Below are 23,787 nucleotides of genomic sequence, written 5' to 3' on the forward strand. Positions count from 1 at the left end.
AAACTCCGTCAGGACCGCTTGGCGCCGAGAAGCGAAAGCGCCGCGGCCATATAGATAGCGAGACAATCGACCACGTCCTCTTCGAAGACATAGTCGTCGATGCCGGAAGCGAGTTCGGCTTGCGGCCCAAAGCAGATCGCCGGCACACCGCGCGCGCGCCAGCGCATGGCATCACTCGCCGGCAGGCGCACGACCGGAGCAGCAGGTTTGTCACGCAGCGCGGCGCTCGCGGCCAGCATCGCTTGCGGCAGAGCATGCTCGATCGGCGTCCAGTTCGGATTCCAGCCTTTGATCCGCGTGACGGTGATGCCGCCGATTGTCTCGGCCAGATCGCGCACGCGTTTTTCGATCGTCTCGATGGTGAGGCCGGGTGGCGCGCGGAAATCGACCTCGGCCGTGGCCCTCACCGCCACCTGGCTGACGAAATCGCCACCTTGAATTTTGCCGGCATTGACCGAGAGCCGCAGGCCATGCGCGCCGGCATGACGAACGAGCGCCGACATGCCGTCGGGCGGTGTCACAGTCTCATCATTCCAGCCGTCGATCTCGGCAAGAAGCCGGGCGAGTCGCGCAATGGCCGACGAGCCGGTACGCGTCAGCATGCCCTGTCCCGGCGCCGCGGTCGCTTCGATGCTGAGCCACAGCAGGCCCTTTTCGGCGACCGCGAGATTCATCGCGCCCGGTCCTTCGGCATTGATCAGGAAATCACCGGTGAGCGTGTCGTCATGATCGAGAAGAAAAGCCGAGCCCGCCGGCCCGAACACCACCTCGTCGGAGACGAGTGTCAAGGTTACGCGCCCGGCGATCGCGGCGCGGCGCGCATGAAGGCCGATGAAGGCCATGGTCAGCGCGGCGCTGCCCGCTTTCATATTGCCGATGCCGAGCCCGCTCATACGGCCATTGCGGCGCGACAGGGCATAGACCGGCACCGACCAGGCTTTTTCATCGCCCGGATTGAGCGTGTCGACATGGCCATTGAGCACCAGATGCGGCCCAGGCTTGGCGCCTTCGAAGCTGCAGACGATATTGGGCTTGCGCGGATCGATACAGCGGATCTCCGGCGCGAGGCCGGCATCGCGCAGAACTCTCGTGAGAACCGCGATCGGCTCCGTCGTATCGCCGACCGGCTGCGGGCTCGGCGCCGCGACGAGCTCGGCGCAAAGGCCCAGCAATGCCGCGCGTTCGGCCTCCGCATAGACCTTGATCGCGGCGATATCGCTCATCCGACCTGCCATCCGCCGTCGATGACCAGCGACTGGCCGACGACATACCGTGCGAGATCGGAGGCGAGATAGACATAGGCGCCGGCGAGATCGTCGAGCTTACCCAGCTCGCCCAGCGGAATCTTCGCCTTGAAGGCGGATTTGAGCTCATCGGCCGGCTTGCCTTGCAGCACGGCGCGCATGTCGAACAGTTTATGGAGCATCGCCGTGTCCATCTGGCCGGGGCACACGCAATTGACCAGGATGCCGTCGGCGGCGAGCTCGGCGGCGAGGCATTGCATGAGCCCGATCATGCCGAATTTCGACGCCGAATAGGCGGCATTTTCGACACCGCCGCGCAGGCCGAACAGCGATGAGGTGAGGATGATGCGCCCGCCGCGGCCTTGCGGCACCATCCGCCTTGCGAAGGATGTCGCGGTGACGAAAGCGCCGGTCAGGTTGATGTCGAGGACGCGCCGCCAGGTCGGCAGATCAAAATCGACGGCACGCTTGAGGACGAGAATGCCGGCATTGGGGACGACGATATCGACGCCGCCATCCTTGAACAGCCGGTCGGCCAGCGCTTCGGTCGCGTCTTCACTGGTGACGTCGAGCTCGACCACGCGGGCACGGTCGCCGGCGAGCGACGCGAGCCGGCTTTGCGCGTCGGCCACGGCGCGTTTGTCGATATCGGCGGCGATGACCTTGGCGCCATGTTTCAGATAGGCCTCGGCGACGGCAAGCCCGATTCCCTGGGCACCACCGGTGATGAAAGCCGTCTTTCCCTCAAGCAACCCGCTCATCTACACCTCCCCTTCAGGCTGCGACCGCATCCGACGTCCGGCCGACGATCCGCAGATAGGCATCCTCATCCGTCGCTCCTTCGCTCCCGATCACCAGCACCCGCGACTTCGCGTCGAGACCAAGCGCCGCCTTGAGCTTCGGATCGAGCGCGGCGGCAATCAAGCCCGCCGTCGCGGCGCAGCCCGATTCACCGGCGACGATGGCGGGATCGCCATCGATGCCGGCAGCCAGGATACGCATGGCGTCGGGTGCGGCGTCCTCGGGCAACGCCAGGACGTCATCGACCGCATGCTGCATCACCACCCAGGCAGGCGCCGAGACCTGGCCGGCGGCGAGGCAGGCCATGACGGTATTGGTGTCGCCCGGCACCATGGTCGGCTTGCCGGCCGCGATGCTGCGGAAGACGCAATCGGCCTGGATCGGCTCGACGACGATGAGGCGTGGCCGGTCCGTGCCGAAAAGGTCCCAGTAATGCGCACCGAAAGCAGCGGCGAGACCACCGACGCCGGCCTGGACGAAGACATGGGTCGGCCGTCCGGTCGTTTCCGTCTGCTTCAGCACTTCATCGGCGATCAGCGAATAACCCTGCATGATGAGCGAGGGCACACGCGCTTTGGGGTCGGACGAGGTGTCGGCGACCAGCACCCAGCCATTCTTGACGGCATCGGCGGCGCAGTCGCGCACCGAGTCGTCATAATGGCCTTTGACGCGTACGATCCTGGCGCCGAAACGGGCGATCTCGCGCTCGCGCGTCGGACTGACATGGCTGTGCAGATAGATCACGCAATTGGCGCCGAACAGCTGCGCGCCCCAGGCGACCGAGCGCCCGTGATTGCCGTCGGTGGCGGCGGCGACCGTGACGTCGGCGACCTGGTCGCGGTATTTGCCGGCCACCAGATCGGCGACCGCCGCGTCCTTGATTCCATGTTTCTCGGCGAGATGATCCTTCAGCACGGTCAGCACCGCATAGGCGCCGCCGATCGCCTTGAAGCTCTTGAGGCCGAGCCGCTGACCTTCGTCTTTATAAAGCACCGTGCCGACACCGAGCCTTCCGGCGAGCCCGGCGAGCGCGATGAGTGGCGTCGGCCTGTAGCCCGGCCAGGCGCTGATTTCGGCCTTCGCTATGCGGAAGCCGTCCTGGCTCAGCACGTGCCGTTCCGTGTCACTGTAAGGACGCGCCCGGTCGCCATGAGCATTATGGACCGCCAGCGCGGAGTACCGCTGAAGTTGCATCTTATATTCCCATTTACAGAGCCTTTCCCACTTTGATCGAAGCGGACCGCTTCGATCAAAGTGGGTAAAAAGGCTCGAAAAGCTATTATCTGGAGCGCTTCCTTATCGCCAAAGTCGAGCAACTTTGGCGGGAAGCGCTCTAGTCGGCACCGGGCGTCTTGGTTGGAAGACGCCCGGCAGTTTGAGCGTTATTGGCGCTTGGCCAGCGCGTCGAACCACTTGTCGCGCAGCTTCACATTCTCGCCATTGCGCACGACGTCGCTGAGGAATGTGTTCAGGAAGTTCAGGAAATGCGGCTCGCCGGCGCGGATCGCATAGGCAAGACCGACCGGCTTGAGGAGCGCATCCTCGCCATTGAGAACGCGCAGGCGCTGTTCGAAGGCCGGGTTCTTGGCCTTGAGCAGGCGATAGGTGCCGGGATCGAGGAAAGCGGCATCGGCCTGGCCGGACGCCACTTCGCTGATCCAGGCGGCGACGTCATTGGTCAGCACGCCGCGCACCTTGGCTTTGGGGAACATCTCTTTCGGATAGCTCTCCTCCACCGTGCCGCTCTGCCCGACAAAGGTGACATCCGGCGAGTCGAGATCGGCGAGCGACTGGATCTTCGAATTGGCCGTGACGACCACATGGAAGCCGAAGGTGAAATAGGGCTCGGTGAAGTCGACGACCAGCGCACGCTCCGGCGTGGCGAAGAGATTGGCGAAGACCGCGTCGAACTGATTGGCCTCGAGGCCCGGCACGAGTGTCGCCCAGGTGGCCGGCACGATCTCGAGCTTGACGCCCATGATCTTGGCGGCGCGCTCGGCGAGCTCGACATTGATGCCTTCATAGGTGCCGGTCTCAGGGTTCGGCGCCTGCCAGGGTTGGGTTTCCGCCATGCCGACGCGGAACACGCCGCGATCACGGATCTCCTTCAGGAGATCGGCCGAGGCCGGTGCGGCGGCAAAGGTGACCAGCGTCGCGACGAGTGCCGCGCATTGGCTCCATTTTTTCAGTAAGGCTTTCATGTCAGTTTCCTCCGTCTGTTGTTGTCAGGGATTGGCCAGGCGTGATTGCGGGGTCGGTCGTGACAGCTTGGGCAGCAAGCCGCTACGGCTGCGCTCGCGTTTGCCCGGCCGGCCGAGCCGGACTTCGAGCCGGCGGGCGAACAGGATGACCGGGAAGATCATGAAGAAATAGACGACGGCGATGGCCGACAGGAATTCGATATAGCGATAGGTCTGGCCGCCGAGCAGATAGGCCTGGAGCGACAGATCGGCGACGCCGATCGCCGACAGGAGCGTCGTGTTCTTGAGGAACTCGGAGAAATAGTTGACCAGCGGCGCGATCGACAGGCGTAGGGCCTGCGGCAGGATGACGAACCCCCATTTGGGCAAGGACGGCAGGCCCAGCGCATGCGCCGCCTCGACTTGTCCGCGCGGCACCGATTCGATGCCGGCGCGATAGATTTCGGCAAGGAAGGCGGCGCCGATGAGGCCGAGCACCACCGATCCGGCCCAGAAGCCCGAGACCTTGGTGGCGAAGATCAACGGCACGCAATAATAGGCCCAGAAGATCAAAACGACTTCCGGTGTGACGCGGAAAAACAGGATGTAGCCGCGGGCGATACTTCTGAGGACGGCATTCTTCGAAATGCGCGCGGCGCAGATGAGAGCGCCGCCGAACACCGCAACGAGCGCACCGACCAGCGCGATGGCGAGCGTGACCAGGGCGCCGTCGAGAAGCGTGCCGCCATTGCGCAGGACGAGGCCGAGATCGAAGCTCATGCCATCCCCCGCTTCAGTCTCTTCTCGGCGGCGTAGCCGGCGAAAGTGATGGCGGCTCCGACGATGAAAGCGAGTACCGCCGCCGTCGTATAGATTTCGACCGGCTGGAAGGTGCTGGAGGAAAGCCGGCTCGCGGTGCGCATCAGATCATCGATGGCGAGCACCGAGAGGATGGTCGTCGCCTTGAAGATGCTGATCGTGGTGCCGACCAGCGGCGGCAGCATGAGCTTCACCGCTTGCGGCAGGATGACGAGCCGCCAGGTCGGATAGAAACGCAGGCCCAGCGACTTCGCCGCCTCGAACTGGCCTTTGCCGATGGCGCCGATGCCGCCGCGGATGATCTCGCTGCAATAAGCGGCGACATTGAAGATGAGGGCGATCGAGCCGCTTTGGAACGGCGTCATCGAGATGCCGGTGATGCCGGGAACGGCAAAATGCACCCAGATGGCCTGCACCAGAAGCGGCGTCGAACGCCAGAATTCGACGAAGATCCAGGCCGGCCAGCTGATGAAACGATTTGGCGACAGATTGGCGAGCGCCAGCAACGTGCCGACCACGACGCCGCCGCAGATGAAGCCGATCGCCGTCAGAAGGATATTCGTGCCGAGACCCGCAATAAGCACCGGCAGGTATTTCCAGACGATCGAGAAATCGAGCGATCTCAGGAAATCATAATCGATCATGGCCGGCGCTCCGCCATGCTCACTGCCCCGGCCGGCCCGGATGCCAGAGCCGGCGCGCCGGCGAACCTTCCGGGCCCTTGCCTTGCGGGTAGCTCACAAGCTCCATCTGCAGTCCCCAGGGACTCTGGAAGTAGATCCACAGCGATCCCGCCGCCGGTCCCTCCTCGATTTTCTGGATGTCGCCCTGAACGGTGACGCCATGGGCTTTCAGATGCGCGACGGCAGCTTCGATGTCGTCGACATAGAAAGCCAGATGATGCCCGCCGATGTCGCTGTTGCGCGGCGGCGCTTCGGCCTGGTCGGGGGCGGAATATTCGAAGATCTCGAAATTGGGCCCGTTGCCGCAGCGCACGAAACCCCAGCGGAAGCGCGCTTTGCGGTCGACGCCGATCTGGCGCTCCATGAAGTCAGGATCGGCATACGTGCCGCCATCGAGGATGAAGTCGCAGCCGATGACGCGCACGAAGAAATCGACCGCCGCGTCGAAATCGGGAACGGTGAGACCGATATGCTCGGTGCCGCGCAGTCCCGGCAGGCCTTGCAGCGGTCTGGCGCTCATAGGCTCAGCCCTCCGCCTTGCCGAGATGGGCGGTGATGAGACGATTCACCTGCGCCGCCTCTTCCATCATCGGCATGTGGCCGGCGCCGGCCAGCCGCGCCACGTCGACGCCCGCCGGCAGGCCGTCGCTCTGACTTGCCGGAATGATCTGGTCGGCTTCACCCCAGACGATAAGCGCCGGGATCTTGCCGTCGAGGATCGCACGCAGGTCGATGATCTGCTTGCCGTCGGCCATGAGATGTCCAGCGATGGCGGCGAGCGCCTCAGGCACGCCGTCGAGGCGTTTGAAACGCAGCACATTCTCGACCATTTCGGCATTCATGCCTTGCGGATCGGCGAAGAGCAGCGACAGCACGTCCTTCATCGGCTTGCGCCGCTCGGCGGCAAGGAAGCCGTCGATGTAATTGGCGGAGATTTCCGCGCCGATGCCGGCCGGCGCGATGAGGCTCAGCGATTGAACGCGCTGCGGTGAGGTTTCAGCAATGGCGAGCGCCACGGCGCCGCCCAGCGAATGGCCGATGAGATGGGCCTTCTCGATATCGAGTGCCGCGAAAAGCTCGAGCACGGCGTCCGCGATGTCGGTAACCTTTCCGCTCGCGACCGTTGGCTCTGAATCGCCATGCGCCGGCAGGTCGATCACATGCACGGCGCGATTCTGTGCCAGCGTATCCTGATTGAAGAGCCAGGTGCCGCCATCACCGCCGAAGCCGTGGATCAGCACGGCGGGAACGCCGCCCGAGCCGAGACTCAGCACCTTGAAGCGATGGGCGCCGGCCTGGACGATACGCGCCTTCGGCGCATCGTCGGCGTCGGCCGCTGCACTTCCCGCGCGGTCGGCATAGCTCGCGATGAAAGCTTCGACATCACTGTCGGAGACGTCTTCGGTGGCGAGCACCGCGAGGAGTGCACCGACCGGCGCCGTGGCGCCTTCGCTCACCACGATCCTGCGCAGGCGGCCCTGGCCTTGGGACTCGACCACATTGGTGATCTTTTCGGTCTCGACCTCCATGATCTCCTGGCCGGCCGCGATATCGGCGCCTTCGCCGGCGAGCCAGCCCGCGAGCTTGCCTTCCGTCATGGTCATGCCCCATTTGGGCATGGTGATCGCCTGGATGCGGTCGCTCATCGTCATGACCTCTTGAAGGCGACCGCCTTGCGCACCGCGTCGGCGATACGTTTGGCGTCGGGAATATAGGCGGCTTCGAGATTGGGCGCGTAAGGCACGGGCGTATGCGGCGCCGTTACCTTCATGATCGGCGCCTTGAGCGCGCCGAACGCCTTCTCGGCGATGATCGAGGAAATGTCGGCGGCCATGCCGCAGCGCGGATTGGCTTCATCGACGATCACCACGCGGCCGGTTTCTTCCGCCATCTCAAGGAGCGTATCCTCATCGAGGGGCGATGTGGTGCGGGGATCGAGCACCGTGCAGTCGATGCCTTCGGCGGCGAGGATCTCGGCTGCCTCGCGGGCGAAATGCACCATGCGGCCGAGTGCCACGATGGTGGCGTCGCCGCCTTCGCGCACGATATGCGCCTCGCCGAAGGGCACCGTATAGGCACCGTCCGGCACCTCGCCCACCGTGTCATAGAGAACCTTGTTCTCGAGGAAGATGACCGGATCATTGTCGCGGATCGCCTGGATGAGCAGGCCCTTCGCGTCATAGGGCGATGACGGGATCACCACCTTGAGGCCCGGCACATGGGTGAAGATCGGATAGAGCGCCTGGCTGTGCTGGCTCGCCGAGCGTGTGCCGGCGCCATAGGTGGCGCGGATCACGAGCGGCGTCACCGCCTTGCCGCCGAACATGTAGCGGAACTTCGCCGCCTGATTGAAGATCTGGTCGAAGCAGACGCCGAGAAAATCGACGAACATGATCTCGGCGACGGGACGCAGGCCGGTCATCGCCGCACCCGCGGCGGCGCCGACAAAGGCGCTTTCGGTGATCGGCGTGTCGCGTACACGCGACGGACCGAAGGCGCCGAGAAGGCCCTTGGTGACGCCGAAGGCGCCGCCCCAGGCGTCCTTCTGGCCGGAGGCGCCCGAGCCGCCGGCGACATCCTCGCCGAGCACGATCACATTCGGATCGCGGCGCATTTCGTGATGGAGAGCCTCGTTCAAGGCCTGACGGAAGGATTTCTGTGCCATGAATGCTGCTCAGTAACGGACATAGACATCGGTGGTGAGGGAGGAGAGCGCCGGCTGGGGTGCCGAGCGCGCCGAGGCAACGGCCTGGTCGATCGCCGCCTGGACCTCGGCATCGACCTTATCGAGCTCGTCAAGTCCGAGAAGCTTCGCCTCGGTGACGCGGCGGCGGAAGCGCGGCAGGCAATCGCGGTCGCGCCGCATCGCCGCCTTTTCTTCCGCCGTGCGGTAATTGTCCGGATCGCCGCTGAAATGGCCGTAATAACGGGGCGTCTCGATATGAAGGAGCGTCGGGCCTTCGCCGCGCCGCGCCCGTTCCACCGCCTCGCCCGCCGCTTCATGCACGGCGAAGAAATCGACGCCGTCGACCTTGGCAAAGGCCATGCCGAGCGCTTCGGCGCGTTTGGTGATCTCGCCCGCGACGACGAAGGAGCTCGCCGTCGCCTCGCCGAAGCCATTGTCCTCGACGGCGAAGATCACCGGCAGCTTCCACACCTGCGCGAGATTCATGCTCTCGGCCGTGGTGCCCTGGTTGATGCCGCCGTCGCCGGTGAACGCCACCGACACATCATTGCGGCCGAGGATCTGCGACGTGAGCGCCGCGCCACAGGCGATCGGCGGCGCGCCGCCGACAATGCCATTGGCGCCGAGCATGCCCTTGGAGAGGTCGGCGATATGCATCGAGCCGCCTTTGCCGCGGCAGATGCCGGTATCCTTGCCGAAGATCTCGGCCATCATGCCGTCGACATCGCAGCCCTTGGCGATGCAATGGCCATGGCCGCGATGGGTGGAGGCGATGCGGTCGCTCTCGCTCAGATGCAGGCAGATGCCGACGGCGGAAGCTTCCTGGCCGGCATAGAGATGAGTGTTTCCCGGTATGTCGCCGCTCGCCATCTCGGCGCTGACGCGATCCTCGAAGACGCGTATCATGCGCATCAGGCGATAGGCCTTGAGCAATTCCTCGCGCGAAAGCTGCAATCCTGTCATTCGGTTCTCCCAAAGCGCCCTGCCGTAGCGCCAGGGCGACCAACTTTTCTTGCCAGTGAGGATAGATCGGCCCTCCGCCCGATTTTTGCGAATTAAGTTCAATCCCGCAAAATTTACGCGTAAAGCAGCGCAACGTGAAAAATTCAGGCGGCGCTTTGTCATGCTCGATCCCTTCGATATCCGTCTCCTCAAGCTGGTGCAGGCCAATTCGAGGCGCACCGCGCAGGAATTGGCCGAGGAAGTCGGGCTTTCACCGTCGGCGTGCCTGCGCCGTCTCAACCGGATGCGCGAGGCCGGCGTGATCGAATCCGAGATCGCCGTCGTCTCGCCGGCGGCCGTCGGCCATCCCTTGATGATGGTGGTCGAAGTGTCGCTCGAGCGCGAACGCCCCGACATCATGAGCGACTTCAAGAAGGCGATGCGCGCCACGCCGGAAGTGATGCAATGTTATTATGTGACGGGCGAGGTCGACTTCATCCTCATCGTCGCGGTGAAGAGCATGATCGACTATGAGCGCTTCACCACCGACTTCCTGTTCAACAACAAGAATATCCGCCGCTTCAACACGCTCGTGGTGATGGACCGGGTGAAGGTCGGCCTGACCATCCCGATCGAGTAAGGAGAACCGCGCAGTTTTCCCCCTCTCCCGTCCGGAGGATGGGAGAGGGTGGCCGAAGGCCGGGTGAGGGCTCTTTGTTCGAGTAACGCTTCACCATCCAAGAGCCTTCATCCGCCCTGTCGGGCACCTTCTCCCATTGCTGCGCAACGGGAGAAGGGGAAATGTTGGAGACGCCAGTTTACTCGTTTCCGACTTTGGTGAGCACCTCGGCAAGGAAGGCACGGAAGAATTCGCGCTCGCTCGTGACATCGAGCTTGCCATAGACATGCGAGCGGTGATTACGCACCGAACCCGGCGTGAGATCGAGCTTTCGGGCGATCTGCTCATTGGGAAGCCCGAGCAGCGCGAGGCGGGCCACATCGGTCTCGCGTGGGGTGAGCCCATGCCGGCGCACGAAGCGCGCAAAGGCGGCGTCATAACCTTCATCCGCCTGGGCGGGCTCGATCCGTTGCGCCATCACCAGCGAGCCCTTGGGCGCCAGCGGGAAATCCGGCGCCAACGCATTCCAGCCGAGCCGCCAGTCGCGGTCGAGGGCACGCTCGCCCGACGGGATCGCCGCCATGTCGGCGATGAAGGTGTCGGAGAGGAGCCGGCTCAGGCCTTCCGCCGTCCAGCGCTCATTGGCATGGACGATGCGCCCGGTCCGGTCGATCACCGCGAGCGGCAGGCGATAATCGCCAAAGATCGAAGGCGCTGCCCCGGCGCCGCTCGCCAGCACGCAGAATTCGATATGGAGACGCACGATCTCGGTGACGACCGGCAAGAGCGTTTCGGCGACGGCGAGATCGGCCTTCGTGTATTCCTGGTTGCGCCGCTCGAGGCAGAAAGCGACGCAGACCGGCGCCGGCGCGGGTGCGAGCAGCGCCAGCTCGTCGCGGATGATGGCGCGCCGGAAGATCGCCTCGAGATAATGCTCGACCGTCTCGGGGTCGCCGGACAATTCATTGACGATGGCGCAGACGGGCGCCTGGCGCTGGCGCCACAGCCGGAGCAGCGGATCGAAGCGATAGCCGCCGCCCAGATAAAGCTCGAGCACGTCCTTGGGCAGCACCTCGTTGACGATCATTTCCGGCGCGCCATGGAACGCATAGCGCACCACGATGAACTGGCTGCTTTTGATCTCCGCCGACAGCCACTGCCCCACCGCCTCATAAAGATGCGGCTTGCCGATGGCGGCGATCGCCCGGGCGAGAAGGGATTGGGCGGTGGTCATGAGGCGTGCCGGTGGACAGGGCCCCCATGACGCCCGTCATGATTGCAAGCCCGCGGCTTTCTTCCCAAGGTTTCGGCGATTTTCGACAAGCACAACAACAAAAGGGAGCCTCGCAGTGAGCAGCACGACCGTCATCGACGAAACCATGTGGAACGGCCTGATCCATGCCGGCATTGCCGGCACGATCTTCCGCCTTCCTTATGTCGCCGCCGACAAAAACGCCATAGCGGCAGCCAAGCTCGATGTCGGCTTCCTGGGCTTTCCCTTCGATTCGACCTCGATCAGCCGCACCGGCGCCAATTACGGCCCGCGCGGCATCCGCGAGCATTCGAGCCTGTTCCTGACCTATAACGCCACCTCCGACATCGACCTCGCCAAAAAGCTGAAAATGGCCGATTGCGGCGATGTTCCGGTCGTCCCCGGTGACGTCACGGCCACCATGGAAAAGGCGGCCCATATGGCGGGCGAGATCCTCGATGGCGGCGCCCGGCCCTTCATCCTCGGTGGCGATCATTCGGTGACCATCGGCGGCGTGCGCGCTTTCGCCAAACGGCGCAAGAACCCCGGCCTCATTCTGTTCGACACGCATTTCGACACGGCCGATAATGTCGGCGGCCTGAAGGACAGCCATTGCTGCCCGATCACCCGCGCCGTCGATGCGGGCTTCGACCCCAAGCACACGGTGCTGATCGGCATCAGCGGCTGGCTCAATCCGCGCTCCGAGCTCGAATACGCCAAGAAGCAGGGCATGACCGTCCTCTCGCTCGACGATGTGATGCGCGACGGCCCGCAGGCGATCGGCCGGAAGGCCGCGGCCGTGGTCGGCGACCGTGACGTCTATCTCACCATCGACATCGACGCGCTCGACTTCACCGTGGCGCCCGGCACCTGCGTGCCTACCGCCGGCGGCATGCTGCTGCGCGAGATGTTCGCCATCATCGCCGAGTTCAAGGGCCTCAAGATCGGCGCCGCCGACCTGGTCGAAGTGGCGCCGTCGCTCGACGTCACCAAGACGACGCAGATCGCCGCCTGCCGCATCATTCTCGAAACCTTGTCAATTCTGAAATAACCCGCCATTCCGAGCGGGAATCCTGGAGGAAACATATCTATGTCTGCTGTCGAAGAGGCCGGCCGCAAGGCCGGCCAGACTGAGTTGCTGCGTGATTTCACGGCCACATCGGCCTTCTCGCTGGCTTTCGCTTTCATCTCGCCGATCGTGGCGCTGTATTCGATCTTCACCGTCGGCCTCACCATGGTGGGCCCGGGCTTCTGGTGGGGCTTCCCCATCACGCTCGCCGGACAGATGCTGGTGGCGCTGTCCTTCGCCATGCTGGTGTCGCGCCTGCCGCTCGAAGGCAGCATCTATCAATGGTCGCGCCACCTCTTAGGCCCCACCTATGGCTGGTTCGCCGGCTGGGCCTATATCTGGACCTTGCCCATCGCCATCGCCGCGGTGTCGCTCGGCGGCGCCGGCTTCCTGGCGCAATTCTTAGGCCTCGATTCCACCTCGAAGCCGGTGACGATCATGCTGGCGCTGGCGCTGATCGCCGGCATCACGCTCGCCAATACGATCGGCCGTAAGTTCCTCAAAGTCATCATCGGCCTGTGCATCGTCGCCGAGATCATCGGCTCGATCGGCCTCGGCATCGTCTTCCTCGGCCTCTATCAGGTGAACGACATCTCGGTGCTGAGCGAAGGCGTGATCGATCCGGCGACCGGCGGCTTCATGCTGCCTCCTCTCCTCTTCGGCGTCGCCATTGCCGGCTGGGCTTTCGTCGGCTTCGAAAGTGCCGGCTCGATCGCGGAGGAAGTGAAGGACCCGCAGCGCGCGGTGCCCAAAGCGATGATCTATTCGCTGCTCTTCGTGTCGACCATCGTCGCCTTCTCAGCGCTGGCGGTGATCCTCGCCATTCCCGATCTGGCCGCAGTGCGCGCCGGTTCGGTGGCCGATCCGGTCGCGGCGACCATCGAGCATCATCTGGGCCCCGTCGGTCTGCATTTCATGACCGCCACCTTCGTCATCGGCTTCATCGCCTGCATGGTGGGCCTGCAGGCCTCGGTGTCCCGGGTGATCTGGGCCTTGGCGCGCGAGGGCGATCTGCCATTCGCCAAGACGCTGGCGAAGCTGTCAGGCGAGGACCGCCTGCCGGTCAACGCCATTCTCGCGGCGGCGGTTATGTCGCTCGTCTTCTTCGCGCTGAGCTTCACCAACATCTATATGATGCTGCTGACCTTCACCACCGCGGGCTTCTATATCTCGTTCCTGTTCCCCGCGCTTGCCGCCGCCTATGAGCGGATCACGCAAGGGGTGAAGCCTTCGAGCTTCAATCTCGGCAAATGGTCGGGCGTCGTAACCATCACCGCCGCGGTCTGGCTGATCTTCCAGACGGCCAACATCTCCTGGCCGCGCTTCGCCGAGCTGCCCTGGTACGAAAACTGGGCCGTGCTGCTGGTCGTCTCGATCCTGGCGGTGCTGGGCTTCATCGTCAGGGCATTTCTGCCGAAGCGGTAGTCCGCGTTCAAAAAGGGGCCGTTCCGCCTCAAAGGCGGCGGCCCCTCTCCTATTTCCAGACTACCGCGCAATTCGAGACGGGCAAGATTTGTGACAGCATCTCATCGGCCTTGCGCGCCGCATTGCTGACCTGCCCTACCATCTGTCACATTTTCCAAAGTTTTGCAGGAGACGTATTGCGGCATCTCGACTTTCATCACGGGAGACCTCGAATGATTGCTCGACCATTCCGGCAACGCTTGCGAAGAGCTTCTCACTCGCTAGGACTTGTCGAAGCTCATACTCGGATAGATACGCGTAGGTAACTCCGAGTTCCGAGACAAATATACAAAAATCCTCAACTCGCGATCGCGGCAGGAGAAGTGTTCCAAATGATCTGTCAAAGAAGAAGGCGCCCTCATTGAGGGCACCTCCATCAATGTCAAATGTCGCCACATATTGTGAGGCCGAACTCCTGCCTTGCCAGTTTGGACAACTAAAGTCCTGATCAAATCGACGAAGAAAAGGGTTCTCATTGGATATCGCCAGAAGATAGAACGTTTTCCGCGCGTTCCCATCACTAACTACGATCTTATCAAATACCGATACGCAGCTATCATCCCAAGCCTCTGTGAGGGTGTCCGTCGGCTGATAAACCTGCACCTCATCTCCATTCAACTGCTCTTCCACTCGCGCCACATTCAAGCGCTCGGTAATTTTCCATTCTCCAGTCCAGTAGGTCTCGGACGGTTGTCCAGATAACTCTTCAGGCATAGATTCCGAAGAACGAAGTACAAATTGCGCAATTCTTCCAGCCACTCTGGTGAGAGCTGCGCAATTGCTCTTAGGAACGTCTCTGACGCGAATCCTAAAAAACAAGTCACCTTTGTTGCTCGAACTCAGAAGCTGAAAATTGTCGGCCCATTCTCGACATTCGGGCTGCTTGTCGAGCGAGTTCAAAAATGGTCGTACAACGGTGACATCAGGAAACGTGCGGACTTTGTCCTCAACTTGCTCCCCAGCGCTTGCTTCAGTGCACAGCAAGAGAAGAAGGACTCCTCCCAAGAACGAACATTTGAAAGATTGGATAGTGTTTTTCATCGGCATTTCTGAAGTTCTCAGAAGTCCACTCGTTGTTCTTGATGCGCAGTCCTACCACGCCACCCGATAGCCGGCATAAAGCGCATAGGCCCAGCCGGTGTCGACCGTCGTATTGAATTCCCCATACTTCGTTTCCTCGGACGCGGCGATGTAGCTCAAAGCGCCGCCGGCGCTCAGCCTTCCGCCCCACGGGCAGTCGTAAGCAGCACCACTCGACAGCGTCCAGCTTTCGCTCGCATGGTCGTAGCCGGTGGCGACACCTCTATCCCAGGTCAGCGCCAGGAGCGCGGAGGTGCGCTCGTCGAAATCATGGGCGATGCCGCCGGTCAGCGTCCAACCATCGCGCCAGAAATAATCGTTGATGCTGCCCGGCCCCGGCACGTCCGCCGACCAGTAGCTCTGCGCGATGAACTGCTTCACCACGCTCCAGTCGGTCCATTTGACCGCGCCATAGGCCATCCAGCCCTCGGCGATGCCGGACTGCAATGTGAGTTCGACGCTTTGCGGCAGGTCGCCCGATCCGTAGGCGTCGAGCAACGAGACGCCATTGGGGGTTTCGATCTCGAGCTCGCCCTCGGGGTCATAGGAGGTCCCCGAGCGATAAATCAACGCGGCGCGGAAGGCGATCTCGGGGATCGCATAAGCGGCGCCGAAGCGATAGCCATAGTGCTCATCGTCGAAAGAGAGCCGCGCATCACCGATCGTGGTCCCGTCCGGCACGCGTTGCTGGCCCTGCGCCGTCAAGATGTCGTGGCGGTCATAGGAGAATTTCTCGCGGAAACCGCCACCGAGCAGATAGGCTCTTCCGGGTCCGATATCATAGGCGACGGCGCAAGTGAGCCCCGTCTCATAGATGCCGAATTCCTCCTCGATCTTGCCGGCATTGGCGATGCCGGGCGCGATCGGCCTCGGATGGGCGGCATTCTTCGGGCTGCCATAGTCGGCCTGGCCACCCAATGCCTTCACATATGTGCCGGCGCAGAGAACATGGTCCGTGAGAGTTACCTTGACTGCGACGGAAGGGATTTCATAGGTCGCCGCATAGTCGGTGCCTTCGAGTGCCGGGTTGTTGGGGTTGCGCCCATAACGTCGTGTCGGGTTCACCACCGTCACGCTGGAGCGCACCGCGAAAGCTTCATCGGCAAACAGGATATCCGTATCGGCGCTGCCTTGCGCGAAACCGCCGGCGCAAGCGGGCGTCATCGCTGCCAGCGTCAGCCAGCCGGCGCCGAGAAGCGGCAGCGTGAAACGAATAGTCATATATAAGTGATACGTCCCCTAAGCATGATGAGTTTGGATTGACACAATCCAAAATCATCGTGCTCAGCTCTATATTTTTGGCGCGGGATTGTCGCGAAAAACCGGTATCCGCTTTTTCGCATCCCGCGCCTGAATTGCACTCTGGCGGAAAAGGCGCGGGTCTGGCAAGACGGATCGCGCGCGGGGCGGCTACAGCATGGCATTGACGACAGACGAGATCGCCGATCATCCGGCCTTACCGGCTTGCATCAGACAGCAATGCGCTGTTCTGGTGCAGACTTTCGAGGCCAATCCGCGCCTTGCTTCGGTCTTCGCCACCCAGCAGCGCTGGCTGATGGCGCATGCGGCCCTGGCGCTCTATTTCCGACGCAACGTAAAGGGCTTCAAGATCACCGAGTTTCTCGATCTCGTCGAGCAGCACAAGGTGGCGAGCCGCAACACCGCCGACACCTTCGTCAAGGAGATGCAGCAATATAATTTCGCCCGCACCGTTGCGGGCGGCAGCGACCGACGCACCCGGCCGATCGAACCCACCGAAACGAGCCTGCAGGAAATCCACGGCTGGCTCCTGGTGCATCTCGCCACCCTCGATGGGCTCGATCATGGCAGCCGATGCCAGGCCTATCTTGCCAGGCCCGATCTTCTCGGCCTGACCCAGCCCCTGATCGCCGACGCCCTTCTCGCCTCGCCGATGATCCGCGAACCGGAAAAGACCTTCTCACTGTTCACCTGGCTCAATAATGGCGGCATCGTCATGGACCGCATCATCGCCGGCATCGCCGACAGCGACGTCCATGCCGAGCAGATCCCGACCGCGATCACCTCGGTCAAGGAGATGGCGGCATGGCTCCGGCTGTCGCGCAGCCATCTGGTGCGCAAATTGCGCGACGCCGAGGCGCTCGGCAGCATCGGCTGGCAGGGCAAGCGCGGCCAGTCGGTGATGTGGGTGTCGCAGCGCTTCCGGCAGGAATATACGATGGCCCAGGCGGTCAAACTCGCCATCATCGACCAGGCCTATGAGAAGGCGATCCGGGCCTGACCGGTTTCCTTGTCGACCGCCGTTTCAGTCTGTTAGTCTAAGCCCATGGACGATATTTCGACGCTCACCGCCGTCATCGGCACCAATATCAACGAAGTGCGCAGCCAGCGCGCCCTCACCTTCGACCAGCTCGCCAAGCTCTCGGGCGTCAGCAAGGGCATGCTGGTGCAGATCGAGCAGGGCAAGACCAATCCGAGCATCGGCACCTTGTGCAAGATCGCCAATGCGCTGGGCGTCGCGGTGTCGAAATTCATCGAGACGAGCGATGCCTCGACCGTGCGCCTGATCTCGCCCGACGAGGCGACCCAGCTGTGGACGGGCCGCAATGGCAGCGCCGGCAATCTGGTGGTCGGCTTCGACAATCCCTCGCTCATCGAATTCTGGTCCTGGCATCTGGTGCCGGGCGAATGGCATGACGGCGTCGCCCATCCGGTCGGCACGCGCGAGATCCTGTTCGTCAAATCGGGCGAGCTCACTTTGACGATCGGCGGCACCACCTGTCGCGCCAAGGCCGGGCAGACCATCACCTTCATCGCCGACAAGCCGCACCGCTACGCCAATGACGGGGCCAAGGACGTCCAGATGCTGATGGTCGTGTGCGAGCCGGGACGCGGTGGCCAGGGCAGATAGCCTGTATCATTATATTGACTATTAGTTCGTTAAATTGATATATCGGTCTCTCAAGCAGTGATGAGAGGACGATTTCGTATGGCCATTTCCAGCAAACTGGCGACCCTAGCCGTGCATGCCGGCATCAAGCCGCATCCGGTGACCGGCGCCATCGCGCCCGATATCAGCATGGCGGCCAATTATGCCAGCCGCTTCGGCGAGATCGGCTTTTCGGCCGAGGGCACCCAGCTCGACAAGGTGTCGTTCGCCTATGCGCGCGAATGGCACCCCAATGGCCGCCAGCTCGAGGAGAAGCTCACCGCCCTCGAAGGCGGTGAGGACGCCGTCGTCTTCGCCAGCGGCATCGGCGCCATTTCCGGCCTGTTCCTGCATCTGCTCGATCCCGGCGACCATGTGCTGATCAGCGACATCTCTTATGCGGGCACGGCCGAATTCGCCCGCGGCCTCCTTTTGCGCAAGGGGATCAAGGCCGACTTCGTCGACATGGCGGATCTCGCCGCGGTCAAAGCCAAGGCCGTTCCAGGCAAGACCCGTCTCATCTATGCCGAGAGCCCGTGCAACCCGGTGCTGAAGCTCGCCGATATCGCAGGGCTTGCGGCGATCGCAAAATCGGCCGGTGCCAAGCTCGCCATCGACTCGACCTTCGCCAGCCCAGTGATCACGCAGCCCCTGGCGCTGGGCGCCGATTATGTCGTGCACTCGCTGACCAAATATATCGGCGGCCATGGCGATGCGCTGGGCGGCGCCGTCATTGGTGCCGCGAAAGACATGAAAGCGTTGCGCGAGGAGGTCGTCACGCATCTCGGCGCCAGCATCAGCCCCTTCAACGCCTGGCTCATCCTGCGCGGCATCGAGACCTTGCCGATCCGCATGGAGGCCTATTCACGCAGCGCTTTGACCGTCGCGCAATTCCTGAGCGAGCAGCCCTTCGTCACCCGACTGCGCTATCCGCATCTGCCCTCACACCCGCAATATGAGCTGGCGAAGCGCCAGATGGCCTTGGGATCCGGCATGATCTCCTTCACCGTGAAGGACCAGCAGCGTTTCGGCCGCGCGCTCCACGACAGGCTCCGCATCTTCAAATATGCCGCCTCGCTCGGCCATTCGCACAGCCTCATCCTGCATTGCGACACCAACGACCTGCAGCGCACCACCTTCAAGCTCGATGACGCGGCGCTCAAGCGTTATCGCGACTTCGCCGGTGATGGTTTCTTCCGCCTCAGCATCGGCCTCGAGGATGCGGGCGATCTCTGCCGCGACCTGAAGCGCGCTTTCGATGCGATGGCCTGACCCATGGCGAAGATGACGCTGGAACGGCTCGAGCAGTTCAACGACGCCTGGGCACGGGGCGATGTCGCGACGCTGATGACCTTCATGACTGATGACTGCATCTATCAGGCGTCCGTCGGCCCCGAACCCGGTGAAACCTTCAGCGGCCGCGCCGCGGTCGAGGCTGGTTTCCACCGGATGCTGACGTTTGACGGCGACAGCGAAAGCCGGGGCGGCCGCTGCGCTGTCATGGGCGATCTCGGCATCGCCGAATGGTCCTATGTCAGAAACGAAGGCGGCCGCAGCGTCGAGACGAGAGGCTGCGACATCTTCGAATTCGTAGGCGACAGGATCCGCCGCAAGGACGCCTTCCGCAAGACCTTCATCCGGTGAGATGAGCGAGCAGCTCGCGGCGCAGCTCGTTGAAGCGCGGTGAAAATTTGACACCGCCCTCGCGCTGCGCCGGGAGGTCGATCGTTCTTTCGGTGACGATCCGGCCGGGAGGTCCCTTCATCAGATAGACCCGGTTGGAGAGGAACACGGCCTCCTCGATGTCATGCGTGATGATCAGCATGGTCATGCGGGTGCGCCCCCACAGATCGAGCAGAAACTCCTGCATGCGGGCGCGCGTCTGGGCGTCGAGCGCGCCGAAGGGCTCATCGAGCAGCAGAAGTGACGGCTCGTTGGCGAGCGCCCGGGCGATCGCCACCCGCTGCTTCATGCCGCCCGACAGCTCATGTGGTGAGGCATTGCGGCGCTCATAAAGCGAAACGATCGCCAGATGATGCTCGACCCGCTCCTTGATGGCCGCTTCGGACGCACCGCGCAGGCGCAGGCCGAAAGCGACATTCTCATAGACGCTGAGCCAGGGATAAAGCGAATAGGACTGGAACACCATGCCGCGATCGGCGCCCGGCCCTTCGATGGCGCGCCCATCCACCAGGACGGCGCCCGTCGTCGCCGGCAGGAGCCCGCCGATCACCTTGAGCAAGGTCGATTTTCCGCAGCCCGAGCCACCGACGATCGCCACCAGCTCGTTCTCGGCGACACGCATCGAAACGCCGGCCAGCGCATCGAAGCGGCCGTTCCTGGTGGCGAAGCTGACACCGACCTCCCTCACCTCGAGTTTCGGTGGCACGACCGCGGTGGCGGCCGCGCGATGATGCATCATCATATCAGCCACGAGTCAGAGAACCGCTTTGACGACCGACGCGTCGTAGAACTTCGCCAGGTCGGGCACCGCCTGGATCTGTCCCTTGCCGACCAGGAATTCCGCCAGCGCGCGCATCTTGTCGATCACATAATATTGGCTCTGGGGATCCGTCATCGCCGCGACATTCTCCTGGGGGCTCGGCAGATAGACGCCTTTGAGATCCTGCGCCACGGCATCGGCCGGAACGCCCATCGCCTTGGCGCAGATATCGAGCGCCGCCGCCGGATCGGATCTGAGGAAGTCGAGGCCCTTGAAGGTCGCCTTGACAAAGGCTTTGACGGCCTCCGGCTTGGCGGCGAGCACATCGTCGCGCACCTGGTAATAATCGACGATCGCCGTCGGCATCGCCGCGGTGTCGAAGATGATGCGCCCGTCCGGCACTTCCTTGTTCACCTGGCCGAGATAGGGCGCGTAGGTGACGGCGATATCGACCTCGCCCGACCGATAGGCGGCGGCCGCGACATCGGGCGCCAGATTGATCAGCGTGACATCCTCTTCCTTGAGACCGACCGTATCGAGCACCTGCAGCAGCATGAAATGGCTGACGGCGACGAGCTCGACGGCGATGCGGCGGCCTTTGAAATCGGCGAGGTCCTTGATTGTATTGCGCGCCAGTATGCCATCGGCGCCGACGGAGAAATCCGGAATGAGGAAGTTCTTGAAGGCGATACCATTGGCAGCGAGCGTCAGGGCGCTCGACCCGGCGGTGCTCGTCATGTCGACACGGCCCGCCGCGAAAGCCGGCGCGGCGTCATTGCCGGAAAAGGTGGTGAGCTCGAGCGCCACGCCCGCTTCCTCATAGAAACCTTTGGCGAGCGCGATATAGACCGGGCAATAGCCTACCCAGGTTCCCATGCCGAGCTTCAGACTGGGGACGCCGGCGGCATGGGCGGCGCCGATGGGCAGTGCGCTGGCGGCGAGCGCCGCCGTCGCGCGGCCGACGAAGCCGCGCCGTGTGATGGTCCTGAACATGAATTCCTCCCTTTTGTTATGAGCTCAAGGCTTCTTCTGGTTGGGCACGAAAGCAAACACCCGCGCCGGAAATCCGGTGGCGCCGGTGATCCGGGCGACGGCGGCGACGAGCCAGCCACCCTGCTCGGGCAGCTGCTCGAGACCGCTGAGATTTTCCAGCGCCCAGCGGCCGGCGCCGAGCCAGGCGCGATGCACCGGAAAATCGGCGGCGATGAACGGATCGATGCTCGCCGTATCGACACCGATGCCGACCACATCGGTCTTCTCGATCAGATGAGTGATTGCCGCGAGCGACCAGCCTGGGCTGTGATGACTTCCATTGACACTGCCGAAATAACGCGCCGCATCGTGCCAGCGGCGGGACCAGCCCGAGCGCATCACCAGGATGGCGGCCGATGGAAGTGCGCCCTGACGGTTTGTCCAGCCGGTGATATCGCTCACCTCGATCTGCGCATCGGGATCATGCTGTGCCCTGGCGCTGATATCGATCACCACCAGCGGCCCCATGAGCTGCGTCAGCGGGATCTCGTCCACCGCGAGTCCATTCTCGGCGAAATGCAGCGGCGCATCGAGATGGGTGCCACAATGCTCCGCCATATCGAGCCGGTAATCGAGAAAGCCGTCTCTGGCGCGCGTGCCCGCTTGCCGGCGCTCGATCGGCCGGTCGCCCGGATAATGTGGCGCCGCCGCCGAATAGGCATGCGAGAGATCGATCACCTGGCAGGCGGCGGTGAACACCGGAGACAGCATGCGGCCAATCCATTCATATCTGTTTACTGTACTAAGATTTACATATAATGATACGCCTCGCAAGACAAGAAGCCAAAAAATTCTATTCTAATGGGGCTTTTGATGACCGCTGCCCAAGACTCATTGACCGCCGACACACCGGAAGCGTCTTATCGACACGCTCTCCCCGCTCGTCTCCCGGGCGATTTGAGATCCTCTGTCTTCTGGCCGATCCGCCTGCCGATTTCGCGGCCGCTGGAGCTCTTCCTGATGGTCGCGACCATCACTCTGCCCTTGCTTGCCTGGATCATCGCGACGCGGAGCGGCGATCATCAGCTCTTCCTGCCGTCTCCCGAGGCGACGTTGCAATCGGCCGCGACTCTGTGGAGTGACGGCAAGCTCCTCACCGATATCGGCGCCAGCAGCCTGCGCGTGGCGGCGGCCTTTCTTCTCGCCGCCGTGCTCGGCGTACCGCTCGGCCTCCTCGCCGGCAGCTTCCGCTCGATGGAGGCGATGATCATTCCGATCACCGGCGCCATCCGCTACATGCCGGTCGCCGCCTTCATTCCCCTCGTCATCATCTGGGTCGGCATCGGTGAGGCCTCCAAGGTCCTCATCATCTTCCTCGGTGTGTTCTTCGTGAATGTGCTGATGATCGCCGACGCGGTGAAATTCGTGCCGATGGAGATGGTCAACGCCGCCTATACGCTGGGCGCCTCGCGTCTCCACGTGCTGCGCCGGGTGATCCTGCCGGCGGTCCTGCCGAGCATGCTCGACACGTTGCGCATCAACGTGTCCGGCGCCTGGAATTATCTCGTGGTGGCCGAGCTGCTGGCGTCGAGCGAAGGCCTCGGCTTCCGCATCATGCGGGCGCAGCGTTTTCTCCAGACCTCGGACATCTTCGTCTGCATACTGATCATCGGCGCGATCGGCATCCTGCTCGATCTCTCCTTCAAGCTCCTGTCCCGGCGGCTGGTGCCCTGGGCGCATCAGTCTCATTGAGATCAGTTTCGTCATGACCTCCTGGACGAACCGTCTGCCGGCGCCACTGCTGGCGATACTGGCGATCATCCTCATCCAGCTCGGCACCGGCACCGCCAAGGACTTGATGGCGGCGGGCGATCCGATGGCGCTGCTCTTCCTGCGTCTCGCTTTCGGCAGCCTCCTGCTGCTGCCCTTTCTCTGGTCGGAGATCTTTGCGCTGTCGCGGCCGCAATGGCGCGACGCCTGCCTGCTCGGCTTCATCTATGCCGGCTTCAACGCCTCGGTCTATTGGGCGCTCGGCCATCTGCCGCTGGGCCTCGTCGCGACCATCGGCTTCCTGGGCCCTCTGGCGGTGAGCCTCACCGGCATCCGCCGGCCACTCGACCTCCTCTGGCCGGCGCTGGGACTTGCCGGCGTCCTGCTCCTGGCGCCGCTCGGCGCATCGGGACCGGTGACGCTGACCGGCCTTCTGCTCGGGCTCTTTTATGCGGTGATGTGGGCGCTTTACATCCTCGTCTCGGCCAAGGCGGGAAGAAACCTGCCCAATCTCACCGGCTTCGCGCTGGCCACCGCCATCGCGGCCGTCATCGTGGCGCCTTTCGGCGTCACCGGTGTCGCGCAATACTTCACCTCATGGCACGACATCGGCAAAGTGCTGGCGGTCGCGGTGCTCTCGACCTATCCCTTCGCCATGGAGTTTCTGGCTTTGAAGCGGATCGCGCCCAGCCTCTACGGTGTATTGCTGAGTCTCGAGCCTGGCATCGCCGCGCTCATCGGTCTCGCCCTCCTCGGCGAAGCGCTTACATCGCGAGGCTGGCTGGCGCTGATCCTCGTTTCGGTCGCCTCGGCGGGGGTGACCCTCATGCGTGACAGAACACGGAAAGGATAAAA

Annotated in this window: 25 protein-coding genes; 9 read left to right on the forward strand and 16 right to left on the reverse strand. The window is 63.1% G+C overall.

The genetic code is table 11. The features are described from left to right. Positions 1 to 8: 8 nt before the first annotated feature. From JHL16_RS18765 to JHL16_RS18810, 10 genes are all read right to left on the reverse strand, one after another. Positions 9 to 1,223, reverse strand: a complete 1,215-nt coding sequence (locus JHL16_RS18765) for a M20 family metallopeptidase (RefSeq protein ID WP_200186379.1) — start codon at positions 1,221 to 1,223, stop codon at positions 9 to 11. Further along, a complete protein-coding gene (locus tag JHL16_RS18770) occupies positions 1,220 to 2,005 on the reverse strand; it encodes an SDR family NAD(P)-dependent oxidoreductase (RefSeq protein WP_200186380.1) in 786 nt (261 codons plus the stop codon). The genes JHL16_RS18765 and JHL16_RS18770 overlap by 4 nt, the downstream gene beginning before the upstream one ends. A gap of 13 nt (positions 2,006 to 2,018) precedes the next feature. Beyond that, positions 2,019 to 3,239 (reverse strand): diaminopropionate ammonia-lyase, encoded by a 1,221-nt coding sequence (locus JHL16_RS18775; protein ID WP_200186381.1) that lies wholly within the window; start codon positions 3,237 to 3,239, stop codon positions 2,019 to 2,021. Between the two features lie 188 nt (positions 3,240 to 3,427). Further along, positions 3,428 to 4,246, reverse strand: a complete 819-nt coding sequence (locus JHL16_RS18780) for a transporter substrate-binding domain-containing protein (RefSeq protein WP_200186382.1) — start codon at positions 4,244 to 4,246, stop codon at positions 3,428 to 3,430. Between the two features lie 24 nt (positions 4,247 to 4,270). Then, the gene (locus tag JHL16_RS18785) at positions 4,271 to 5,005 is read right to left on the reverse strand and encodes an amino acid ABC transporter permease (protein ID WP_200186383.1); all 735 of its coding nucleotides are present in this window, start codon (positions 5,003 to 5,005) and stop codon (positions 4,271 to 4,273) included. Then, complete coding sequence (locus JHL16_RS18790; RefSeq protein WP_200186384.1) at positions 5,002 to 5,688, reverse strand: amino acid ABC transporter permease; 687 nt, start codon at positions 5,686 to 5,688, stop codon at positions 5,002 to 5,004. The genes JHL16_RS18785 and JHL16_RS18790 overlap by 4 nt, the downstream gene beginning before the upstream one ends. A 19-nt stretch (positions 5,689 to 5,707) precedes the next feature. Next, positions 5,708 to 6,247 carry a VOC family protein gene (locus JHL16_RS18795; RefSeq protein ID WP_200186385.1) on the reverse strand — a complete coding sequence of 180 codons (540 nt, stop codon included), beginning with the start codon at positions 6,245 to 6,247 and terminating at the stop codon, positions 5,708 to 5,710. Positions 6,248 to 6,251: 4 nt separating this feature from the next. Further along, complete coding sequence (locus tag JHL16_RS18800) at positions 6,252 to 7,373, reverse strand: acetoin dehydrogenase dihydrolipoyllysine-residue acetyltransferase subunit (RefSeq protein ID WP_200186386.1); 1,122 nt, start codon at positions 7,371 to 7,373, stop codon at positions 6,252 to 6,254. Between the two features lie 2 nt (positions 7,374 to 7,375). Then, positions 7,376 to 8,392, reverse strand: coding sequence for an alpha-ketoacid dehydrogenase subunit beta (locus JHL16_RS18805; protein WP_200186387.1), 1,017 nt, complete (start codon positions 8,390 to 8,392; stop codon positions 7,376 to 7,378). A gap of 9 nt (positions 8,393 to 8,401) precedes the next feature. Further along, the gene (locus tag JHL16_RS18810; protein WP_200186388.1) at positions 8,402 to 9,376 is read right to left on the reverse strand and encodes a thiamine pyrophosphate-dependent dehydrogenase E1 component subunit alpha; all 975 of its coding nucleotides are present in this window, start codon (positions 9,374 to 9,376) and stop codon (positions 8,402 to 8,404) included. A gap of 160 nt (positions 9,377 to 9,536) precedes the next feature. Between JHL16_RS18810 and JHL16_RS18815 the strand changes: the two genes are divergently transcribed. Continuing rightward, positions 9,537 to 9,995: an Lrp/AsnC family transcriptional regulator gene (locus JHL16_RS18815; protein ID WP_200186389.1), complete on the forward strand. Its 459-nt coding sequence runs from the start codon at positions 9,537 to 9,539 to the stop codon at positions 9,993 to 9,995. 178 nt (positions 9,996 to 10,173) lie between these two features. Here JHL16_RS18815 and JHL16_RS18820 read toward each other — a convergent pair whose 3' ends face one another. After that, positions 10,174 to 11,208: a response regulator transcription factor gene (locus JHL16_RS18820; RefSeq protein ID WP_200186390.1), complete on the reverse strand. Its 1,035-nt coding sequence runs from the start codon at positions 11,206 to 11,208 to the stop codon at positions 10,174 to 10,176. A gap of 115 nt (positions 11,209 to 11,323) precedes the next feature. Between JHL16_RS18820 and speB the strand changes: the two genes are divergently transcribed. After that, positions 11,324 to 12,277: an agmatinase gene (speB, locus tag JHL16_RS18825; protein WP_200186391.1), complete on the forward strand. Its 954-nt coding sequence runs from the start codon at positions 11,324 to 11,326 to the stop codon at positions 12,275 to 12,277. 39 nt (positions 12,278 to 12,316) lie between these two features. Next, a complete protein-coding gene (locus tag JHL16_RS18830; protein WP_200186392.1) occupies positions 12,317 to 13,720 on the forward strand; it encodes an APC family permease in 1,404 nt (467 codons plus the stop codon). Positions 13,721 to 13,855: 135 nt separating this feature from the next. Here JHL16_RS18830 and JHL16_RS18835 read toward each other — a convergent pair whose 3' ends face one another. Then, positions 13,856 to 14,800: a hypothetical protein gene (locus JHL16_RS18835; RefSeq protein ID WP_200186393.1), complete on the reverse strand. Its 945-nt coding sequence runs from the start codon at positions 14,798 to 14,800 to the stop codon at positions 13,856 to 13,858. Positions 14,801 to 14,851: 51 nt separating this feature from the next. Beyond that, positions 14,852 to 16,060, reverse strand: coding sequence for an outer membrane protein transport protein (locus JHL16_RS18840; protein WP_200186394.1), 1,209 nt, complete (start codon positions 16,058 to 16,060; stop codon positions 14,852 to 14,854). Between the two features lie 196 nt (positions 16,061 to 16,256). On the opposite strand from JHL16_RS18840, the gene JHL16_RS18845 reads away from it, so the two are divergent. The 4 genes from JHL16_RS18845 to JHL16_RS18860 all read left to right on the forward strand — a co-directional run bounded on the left by JHL16_RS18845 (position 16,257) and on the right by JHL16_RS18860 (position 19,391). After that, a complete protein-coding gene (locus JHL16_RS18845; protein WP_200186395.1) occupies positions 16,257 to 17,099 on the forward strand; it encodes a hypothetical protein in 843 nt (280 codons plus the stop codon). A gap of 45 nt (positions 17,100 to 17,144) precedes the next feature. Next, the gene (locus JHL16_RS18850) at positions 17,145 to 17,729 is read left to right on the forward strand and encodes a helix-turn-helix domain-containing protein (RefSeq protein WP_200186396.1); all 585 of its coding nucleotides are present in this window, start codon (positions 17,145 to 17,147) and stop codon (positions 17,727 to 17,729) included. 78 nt (positions 17,730 to 17,807) lie between these two features. After that, positions 17,808 to 19,019: a trans-sulfuration enzyme family protein gene (locus tag JHL16_RS18855; RefSeq protein ID WP_200186397.1), complete on the forward strand. Its 1,212-nt coding sequence runs from the start codon at positions 17,808 to 17,810 to the stop codon at positions 19,017 to 19,019. A 3-nt stretch (positions 19,020 to 19,022) separates the two neighbouring features. Further along, on the forward strand, positions 19,023 to 19,391 hold the full coding sequence (locus JHL16_RS18860; RefSeq protein WP_200186398.1) for a nuclear transport factor 2 family protein: 369 nt from the start codon (positions 19,023 to 19,025) through the stop codon (positions 19,389 to 19,391). Here the strand turns inward: JHL16_RS18860 and JHL16_RS18865 are convergent. Genes JHL16_RS18865 through JHL16_RS18875 form a run of 3 tightly spaced genes read right to left on the reverse strand, consistent with a single transcriptional unit; the run spans position 19,381 to position 21,933 of the window. Next, on the reverse strand, positions 19,381 to 20,172 hold the full coding sequence (locus tag JHL16_RS18865; RefSeq protein WP_246770975.1) for an ABC transporter ATP-binding protein: 792 nt from the start codon (positions 20,170 to 20,172) through the stop codon (positions 19,381 to 19,383). The two genes, JHL16_RS18860 and JHL16_RS18865, sit on opposite strands and share 11 nt — an antisense overlap. A 12-nt stretch (positions 20,173 to 20,184) precedes the next feature. Beyond that, complete coding sequence (locus JHL16_RS18870; protein ID WP_200186399.1) at positions 20,185 to 21,183, reverse strand: ABC transporter substrate-binding protein; 999 nt, start codon at positions 21,181 to 21,183, stop codon at positions 20,185 to 20,187. A gap of 24 nt (positions 21,184 to 21,207) precedes the next feature. Next, positions 21,208 to 21,933 (reverse strand): cyclase family protein, encoded by a 726-nt coding sequence (locus JHL16_RS18875; protein WP_200186400.1) that lies wholly within the window; start codon positions 21,931 to 21,933, stop codon positions 21,208 to 21,210. Positions 21,934 to 22,119: 186 nt separating this feature from the next. On the opposite strand from JHL16_RS18875, the gene JHL16_RS18880 reads away from it, so the two are divergent. Then, positions 22,120 to 22,914: an ABC transporter permease gene (locus JHL16_RS18880; protein ID WP_200186401.1), complete on the forward strand. Its 795-nt coding sequence runs from the start codon at positions 22,120 to 22,122 to the stop codon at positions 22,912 to 22,914. Positions 22,915 to 22,927: 13 nt separating this feature from the next. Next, entirely contained in the window at positions 22,928 to 23,785 is an 858-nt protein-coding gene (locus tag JHL16_RS18885) for an EamA family transporter (protein ID WP_200186402.1), read from the forward strand. The last annotated feature ends 2 nt before the right edge of the window (positions 23,786 to 23,787 follow it).

It is taken from the genome of Taklimakanibacter albus (genome assembly GCF_016595235.1).
Classification (GTDB): domain Bacteria; phylum Pseudomonadota; class Alphaproteobacteria; order Rhizobiales; family Aestuariivirgaceae; genus Taklimakanibacter; species Taklimakanibacter albus.